The 7,317-nt window shown below is 71.1% G+C and carries 7 protein-coding genes; 3 read left to right on the forward strand and 4 right to left on the reverse strand.

The window, feature by feature from the left end; translation table 11 throughout:
* The 3 genes from VF665_RS20255 to VF665_RS20265 all read left to right on the forward strand — a co-directional run.
* The coding region (locus VF665_RS20255) for a YidC/Oxa1 family insertase periplasmic-domain containing protein (RefSeq protein WP_331055279.1) at positions 1 to 1,355 on the forward strand (1,355 nt) is incomplete at its 5' end.
* Positions 1,356 to 1,669: 314 nt separating this feature from the next.
* On the forward strand, positions 1,670 to 3,034 hold the full coding sequence (gene mnmE / locus VF665_RS20260; protein WP_331055280.1) for a tRNA uridine-5-carboxymethylaminomethyl(34) synthesis GTPase MnmE: 1,365 nt from the start codon (positions 1,670 to 1,672) through the stop codon (positions 3,032 to 3,034).
* A 57-nt stretch (positions 3,035 to 3,091) separates the two neighbouring features.
* Positions 3,092 to 4,759 carry a MutS-related protein gene (locus VF665_RS20265; RefSeq protein WP_331055281.1) on the forward strand — a complete coding sequence of 556 codons (1,668 nt, stop codon included), beginning with the start codon at positions 3,092 to 3,094 and terminating at the stop codon, positions 4,757 to 4,759.
* 237 nt (positions 4,760 to 4,996) lie between these two features.
* Here VF665_RS20265 and VF665_RS20270 read toward each other — a convergent pair whose 3' ends face one another.
* From VF665_RS20270 to VF665_RS20285, 4 genes are read right to left on the reverse strand one after another with little or no spacing between them, the layout of a single operon-like run.
* The gene (locus VF665_RS20270; RefSeq protein ID WP_331055282.1) at positions 4,997 to 5,272 is read right to left on the reverse strand and encodes an acylphosphatase; all 276 of its coding nucleotides are present in this window, start codon (positions 5,270 to 5,272) and stop codon (positions 4,997 to 4,999) included.
* Between the two features lie 4 nt (positions 5,273 to 5,276).
* Positions 5,277 to 6,119: a hypothetical protein gene (locus VF665_RS20275; RefSeq protein WP_331055283.1), complete on the reverse strand. Its 843-nt coding sequence runs from the start codon at positions 6,117 to 6,119 to the stop codon at positions 5,277 to 5,279.
* Positions 6,116 to 6,574: a phage holin family protein gene (locus VF665_RS20280; protein WP_331055284.1), complete on the reverse strand. Its 459-nt coding sequence runs from the start codon at positions 6,572 to 6,574 to the stop codon at positions 6,116 to 6,118. The genes VF665_RS20275 and VF665_RS20280 overlap by 4 nt, the downstream gene beginning before the upstream one ends.
* A gap of 15 nt (positions 6,575 to 6,589) precedes the next feature.
* On the reverse strand, positions 6,590 to 7,243 hold the full coding sequence (locus VF665_RS20285) for a hypothetical protein (protein ID WP_331055285.1): 654 nt from the start codon (positions 7,241 to 7,243) through the stop codon (positions 6,590 to 6,592).
* Between the last annotated feature and the right edge of the window lie 74 nt (positions 7,244 to 7,317).

Below are 7,317 nucleotides of genomic sequence, written 5' to 3' on the forward strand. Positions count from 1 at the left end.
CCGCCAGCGCCGCGTCCATCGACCTGCGCGAGGGCGACCGGCCGCGCGAGCTCACCTTCGTGAGCGCCAACGCGGGCCCGGTGCGGCAGGAGATCACCTACACCTTTCACGCGGACGGCTACCTGGTCGGCATCCGCGGCCGCTTTCTGGGCGCGCCGCGCGGGGCGCAGCTCGTTACCGAGCTGGGGACGGGAATGGCGCCGCACGACGCCAAGGACCACGGCACGGCGCGCGAACTGAACGTGGTGGGGTGGAACCAGGAGCGGGTGGAGCGCATTCCCCTGCGCGGCATCCAGGCGCCGGACACCCTCGCCGGCCCGCTGGGCTGGGCGGGGATCAAGGACCGCTACTTCCTCATCGCCCTGCTGAACGACGACCGGGGCAGCTTTACCCGCGTGCTGATGGATCCGTCCAAGGACGTGACCTACACCATCGGCGCCGACACGCTCATCTCGCCGCGCGCCCGCGCCCGCGCGGTGCAGCCGCTGGGAGCCGACGGCGGGTTCAGCCAGCAGGCGTACCTGGGGCCGCTGCAGCACGCGCGGCTGGCGGCGGTGGGCCATCAGCTGGAAGAGGTGCAGCCGTACGGGTACCGCTGGCTGCGCCCCGTGGTGCGCCCCATCAGCGCCGGCGTGCTCTGGCTGCTGAATGCCATGCACACCACGCTGGGGCTGCACTGGGGCTGGGTGCTGGTCATCTTCGGCTTCCTGGTCCGCCTGGTGACGTGGCCGCTGAACGCCCGGGCCATGCGGTCGCAGATGAAGAACATGGCCGTGCAGCCCGTTCTGCAGGAGCGCATGAAGGCGTTGCAGGACGAGCACAAGGACGATCCGGCCGCGCTCAACCGGGCCATGATGGCGCTGTACTCGGAACTGGGCGTGAACCCGCTTTCGATGATGACCGGGTGCGTGCCGATGCTGATTCCCATGCCGGTGCTCATCACGCTCTTCTTCGTGTTCCAGAGCGCCATCGAGTTCCGCGGCGAGCACTTCGCCTGGCTGCCGGACCTGTCGTTGCGGGATCCGTTCTACATCCTGCCGCTGTTCCTGGTGTTCAGCATGTTCGGGCTGCAGTACGTGAGCACCAAGCTGAGCGGGATGGAGCAGAACGAGCAGACGCGGATGATGATGTACACCATGCCGCTCATGATGGGCTTCGTGTTCTTCGCCATGCCGTCGGGGCTGAACCTGTACTATGCGGCCACCAACATCGCCTCGTTCCCGCAGCAGGTGCTGATCGCCAAGGAGCGGCGCCGGGTCACGGAAGCGCAGAAGGCGGAAAAGGAGGCGCAGGCCAGGCAGAGCGCCAAGATGTCGTCCATGCACACCATCCCCGCCCGCCGCCGGAAAAAGTGACGCTCCGCGGCTGAACGAATCGGCGCCCGCTCCGGATCCCGGGGCGGGCGCTTCGTATTCCGGATTACTCTTCCAGCGCCGGCCATCGTTTCGTGTCGACGCTTCCCTGAAACAGCGAAATTGCAGAGGAACAGAGAAAAGCCCAGAGGAACAGAGGAACCCTGATCCGTCCTCTGTATCTCTGGCAGTTCTCTGTTCCTCTGTACCTCCGCTTTTTACATGGTGGAGGCCACTCCGGGACCGCGCGGAAACGCGAGCGGCGCTCACAGCTACGAACACCTTTCCACGCGGCCGGTTCGCCGCCATCATCCGGCATGAACTCGTCTCTTCTTTCGGCGGATACCATCGCGGCGATCGCCACGGCGCAGGGGCGAGGCGCGGTGGCCGTGCTGCGCTTCTCTGGCCCCGGCGCCGCGGACGTGCTGCGCCGCATCGCTCCCGCGCTGAACGATCCGCAGCCGCGCCTGCAACGCCTGGCCGCCATCCGTCACCCGGAATCGGGCGAACTGCTGGACCGCGCGCTGGTGACCTGGTTCCCCGCCCCGCGCAGCTACACGGGCGAGGACACCGTGGAGATCGCCACGCACGGCGGCGTGCTTACGCCGCAGCTGGTGCTGGACGCACTGTTCGCCGCGGGCGCGCGCCCCGCCCAGCCGGGGGAGTTCACCCGCCGAGCGTACCTGAACGGCCGGCTGGACCTGCTGCAGGCCGAGGCCGTCGCCGACCTCATCGACGGGCGCTCCCCCGCCCTGCACCGCGCCGCCGTCCACCAGATGGAGCGCGGCCTCTCCCGCCGCGTGTCGGACCTGCGCGACGCGGTGATCGGCACCGAGGCGCTCATCGCCTACGCCATCGATTTTCCGGAGGAAGACGAGCCGCCCGTTCCCCCCGCCCGCATCCGCGCCTCGGCGCAGGAGCTGATCGCGCGGCTGGATGCCCTGCTCCGCACCGCGCCGGAGGGCGAGCTGCTGCGGGACGGCGCGCTCACCGTGCTGGCCGGCCGGCCGAACGCGGGCAAGTCGTCGCTGTTCAACGCGCTGCTGGGGACGGAGCGCGCCATCGTGACCGACATCCCGGGCACCACGCGCGACGCGCTGGAGTCCACCCTTTCCATCCAGGGCTACCCGTTCCGCCTTGTCGACACGGCGGGCCTGCGCACCACGGACGACGTGGTGGAGGGGATGGGGATCGAGGTGGCTCGTCGCTACCTCTCCGCCGCGGACTTGGTGCTCGTGCTGGCCGAAGCGGGGCGGCCGCTGGATGACGAGGAGACGCTGTTTCTCGCGACGCTCCCCTCCGGGCGCACGCTCCTGGTCCGCACCAAGGCGGACCGGCGGGAGGACCCGGCCACGGATCACGGGGACGGGATCCACGTCTCCGCCTCCACCGGCGCCGGGCTGCCGGAACTCCGAGAGGCGCTGCTCCGTACGGCGTTCGGCGCGCTGCTGGCCGAGCCCGCGGAGGCGCCCCTGGTCACGCGCGAACGGCATGCTCGCGCGCTGCGCACGGCGCGGGAGGAGATCGCCGGCTTTGTCGCCGCGCTGGACGACGAGGTGCCCATGGAGTTCGCCGCCACGCACCTGCGCGCCGCCGCCGGCGCGCTGGAAGACCTGGTGGGCGTCGTGAGCGTGGACGACGTGCTGGACCGCGTCTTCGGCTCCTTCTGCGTGGGCAAGTAGCCCGTCCGCACGCCCTCCCTCCCTGCCGTCCCCCAAAGCCTGACCCCGATGTCATCCGTGCCGTCCATTGCTGCCGCGGTGCTCGCCGCGGCCGTTGCGCTGGTGGGCTTCGTCGCGCTGCGCAACGAGCTCCGGGCCCGTGCCGCCGCCCGCGCCGCCAACGACCGCTGGGGCGCCCCCCGCGAGCGGCCCGGCGACCTGGCGCTCATCGCCCCGTATCACCATCGGCGGTTGGAGCTGGAGGGCGGCCCGTGGGTGGACGACGGGACGTGGGACGACCTGGATGGGGATGAGCTGTTCGCCTGGATGGATCACACCCGCACCGTCACCGGGCAGCAGTTTCTGTATCACCAGCTGCGCACCCCGCTCCCCGATCCCGCGGCACTGCGCGAGCTGGATGACGAGGTCCGGCGCTTTGCGGACGACCCCGGCCTGCGCCGGGCCGCGCAGCGCGCGCTCGTGGGGCTGCAGTCCCGCTCGGCCGCCGCGCTCCCCAACCTGTTCCTGGACGAGCTGCCGCCCCTCCCTCGCGGGCACCGTCTGTTTCCCCTGCTGCCGCTGGCGGCGGCCCTCGGCATCGCGCTCTTTTTCGTCGCTCCGCCAGCGGGCGCGGCGGTGCTCGGCTCCACGATCCTCATCAACCTGACGCTGCAGCAGCGGCACCGGGAGGGCATCGCGGCGCTGGTGGAGCCCGTGCGCGCGCTGCGGGAACTGTTCGCCGTGGCCGACGCCCTCGCCGCCGCGCCCGGCGTGCTGCCTACGGATTCGGTGGAGGAACTGCGTGCGGCGCTCGCCCGGTGCGACCGCCTGCGCCGCACCAGCGGGTACCTGCGCTTCGAGTCGCCGGACGAGCTCGCGGGCTCCGTGGTGGCGTACGTGAACGTGATCACGCTGCTGGATGTGAACGCGTACGCACTCTCCGCCGCGCAGCTCGTCGCGCGCACTGGGGATGTGCGCCTGATTCACGAGACCGTGGGCCGGGTGGATGCGCCCCTGGCGGTCGCGTCGTGGCGCGCCGGACTGGCATCGCCGTGCACGCCGGAGCTGGTGGCGCCGCAGAAGCGGATCGAGGTGCACGGCCTTCGCCACCCCCTGCTGCCGGAGGGCACCCCCAACGACCTGCGGCTGGACGACCACAGCCTGCTCATCACCGGCTCCAACGCGTCGGGCAAGACCACGTTCATCCGGGCGCTGGCGCTGAACGCCATCCTCGCACAAACGATGTACACCTGCACCGCCGCGGGCTACCGGGCACCCGTGCTGGCCGTGCGAAGCTTCATCGGCCGGCGCGACGACCTGATGGAGGGGCGCAGCTACTTTCAGGCGGAGGTACACGCGGTGGGAGAGCTGCTGGCCGTTGCCGCCACGGGGCCGCAGCACCTGTTCGTGCTGGACGAGATCTTTCGGGGAACCAACACGGTGGAGCGGGTGGCCGCCGCGCGGGGCGTGCTCGAGTACCTGAACGCGGGCCCGCACCTGGTGATGGCGTCCACGCACGATCTGGAGCTGCTGGACCTGCTGGGCGACGGATGGGAGTTCTGGCACTTTCGCGAAGAGGTGCAGAACGGGGAGCTCTGCTTCGACTACCTGCTGCGCCCCGGCGCCGCCTCCACGCGCAATGCGCTCACCCTGCTGGAGTTCGCGGGCTACCCCGCCGAGGTGGTCCGCACCGCCCGTGCTACGGCGGACCGCACACCGGGCCGGGTGTCCGCGGGTCCAGAGTAGATTATCGTCCAGCTTGCCATGTGGCAGACGAAACAGGCCGGCCTCCATGCGGAAGCCGGCCTGTTCCACGTGGAACATCGTCTGAGCCGCTGTTCCGGCAGCCCGGATCCGGATTTTGGGCGAGAATGCGTTTTCCCGCGCGGGAGTCCCGTAGTCAGCCCGGAGGATTCCCAGGAATGCGATCTTGCGCCAGAACGCAATCTCGCGAGCCGGATTTGTTCGGATTTGTTTCGGATTTCAGCGAAGGATGACGAACTCGCCGTCGACCACCCCCGCCGCTGAGAACGGGAGCGGCTGCACGGAATCCACGCGGGCGCCCGGCGGTCCGTCGGCGAGTTCCACATGGAAACGCGCGAGGGTGTCCTCCGCTCCTCGGGCATGTACGACGACGGCACCGTCCGGCATGTTGCGGACGGTGCCCGTCAATTCCAGCCGGGTGGCGAGGGAGCGGGTCCACCAGCGGAACCCCACTCCCTGCACCCGTCCGGTCACGCGATAGCCGGCCTCGGCCATCCCGTCAGAGGTTTTCCTGATGGCTGGGCGGCCGGTGCGTTCCCGCCGCGCCGGTGCGCCCCGCGCCCGACGACATGCCGCCGGTGCCGCGGTTCATCCCCGCGCCGCCGGTGGAGCCGCCCGTGCGGCCCGCCGTGGACGAGGCTCCGCCGGTGCGGCCACCCTGGGCCGAACCGCCGTAGCCGCCGCCGCTGCGTCCGGCCGACGAGCTCCCGCCCGAAGACGAGCCCCCGCCGAACAGGGCCTCGGCCTGGCCGCCCACGCGGCTCAGCAGACCTTCCAGAAGGTCGTTCACAAACCCGCCGCTCTGCGAGCCGGCCTGGTTCAAGAACCCGCGGGCGCCCTGCGCGATGCCCGCGCTCAGCCCCGCGGTCAGCGCGCCGCGCAGCTCGCGGCGTGCGCGGCCGGCCGGCGTGAGCGGACGGCCGTCGTCGGCGTCGTCGTTGCCGGCCAGAATGAAGCCGAGGGCAAAGGCCACGCCCAGCACGGGGAGCGGGTTCTCGCGGATGCGGTCCACAAAGCCGCGGTTCTGCAGCACCTGCCGCGCCTTGCTCCCCACACCGCTCACCGCCTCCTTGGCGGTGGAGGCGGCGCCGCCAACCGTGCCGGCCGCGTTGCGTGCCGCACCGCTCAGGTTCTCGGCCTTGTCGCGCACGGCACCCGCCGCGCCACTCAGCCGTCCCCCGCCCTGCTCCTGCCCGGCGAACGCCAGACCGGAGTACTGGTCACCCCCGCCGCTGTGCAGCCCGGAGTGCACCTGGGCGTCGCCCAGGCCGCGGTCGCCCATGGAGGACCCACCGCTGGTGCCCGCGCGCAGGCCCGCGTTGTCGCGTCCGGCGCCGCTCATGCCAGATCCTTCTTGGCCTGCTTGATCTCGCTCTGCAGCCATTGCTTGTCCTCCTTGATCGTTTCCAGGGTGCGGGTCGGCGCCACGCTCTCGTGCTTGAGCTTCTTCATGTTGCTCAGGGCGAGCAGGCCGCCGATCAGCAGAAACACCGCGCCCACAATGAGGGCGCCGAGCCAGTATTCATCCACCGCGTCGCCTACCGCGATCACCAGGAACGCGATGAGCACCAGGACGCCGATCAGGGCCAGCACGCCGCCTACCGCCACCATGGCGACGTCGCGGGCCACGCTCTTGACGTTCTCCTGAAGCTCCGCCTTGGCCAGAGCCACTTCCTGGCGGACGAGGGTGGCGCTGTCCTGCGCCAGTGTCCGGATCAGGTCGCCGAGACCCGGCTCCGACCCGCCCGGCGCCGGTCCGTCACCCGTCCGGCCCGGGGTTACATGCAGCTCCGCCATGCCGTCCTCCTGGGGTTAGCGCAGCACTTTGCCGACCACGAAGCCGGCGCCCACCGCCAGAAGCAGCGTGCTCAGCGGGCGATTGGCGATAATGGTTCCCAGCTCGCGCTGCAGCGTGGCCGTGTCGTTGTCCCGCAGAAAGCGGGCGACGGCGTCCAGCGTGTCGGCCGTGCTGTGGCCCAGGGCCCCGGCACGCGCACCCACGCCCCGCTGCGGAACGCGGTCGGCAATGCTGCCCAGCTGGTCCGCGGCGTTCTCTAGCTGCTCCGCGGCTTGGTCCATGAACTGGTCGGCGCGCTGCTCCAGGTCGCCCAGCGTGTTCTGCAGCTGGTCCAGCCCGCCCAGGCGATTCGCTCCGCCCGTCGTGGTGCCCGTGCCGCCGGCCGCCGCCGAAGCGCCGCCCAGCCCGCCGGTGCTGCCACCCATCCCGCCCGTGCTGCCGCCCGACGCGGAGGCGCCACCCGTGGTGCCGCCCAGGCCGCTCGTGCTGCCGCCCGACGTGGACGCGCCGCCCGTGGTGCTTCCGAGACCGCCGGTGCTTCCGGCGCTCGTGGTTCCGCCCGACAGACTGCCGCCACCGCCAAGACCGCCGGTGCCGCTCCCCGTCCCGCCGGCCGAACCGAGACCGGAGCTTCCGCTTCCGCCCCCGAGATTGCGTTCGTCCTGCATCCGTCCCCTCCCCTGTTGCGGGTTCCCCGTGCTATGGGAGGCCGCGGGGGTGCAACAGGTATGCCATAGGGGAA

Source organism: Longimicrobium sp. (genome assembly GCF_036387355.1).
GTDB lineage: Bacteria > Gemmatimonadota > Gemmatimonadetes > Longimicrobiales > Longimicrobiaceae > Longimicrobium.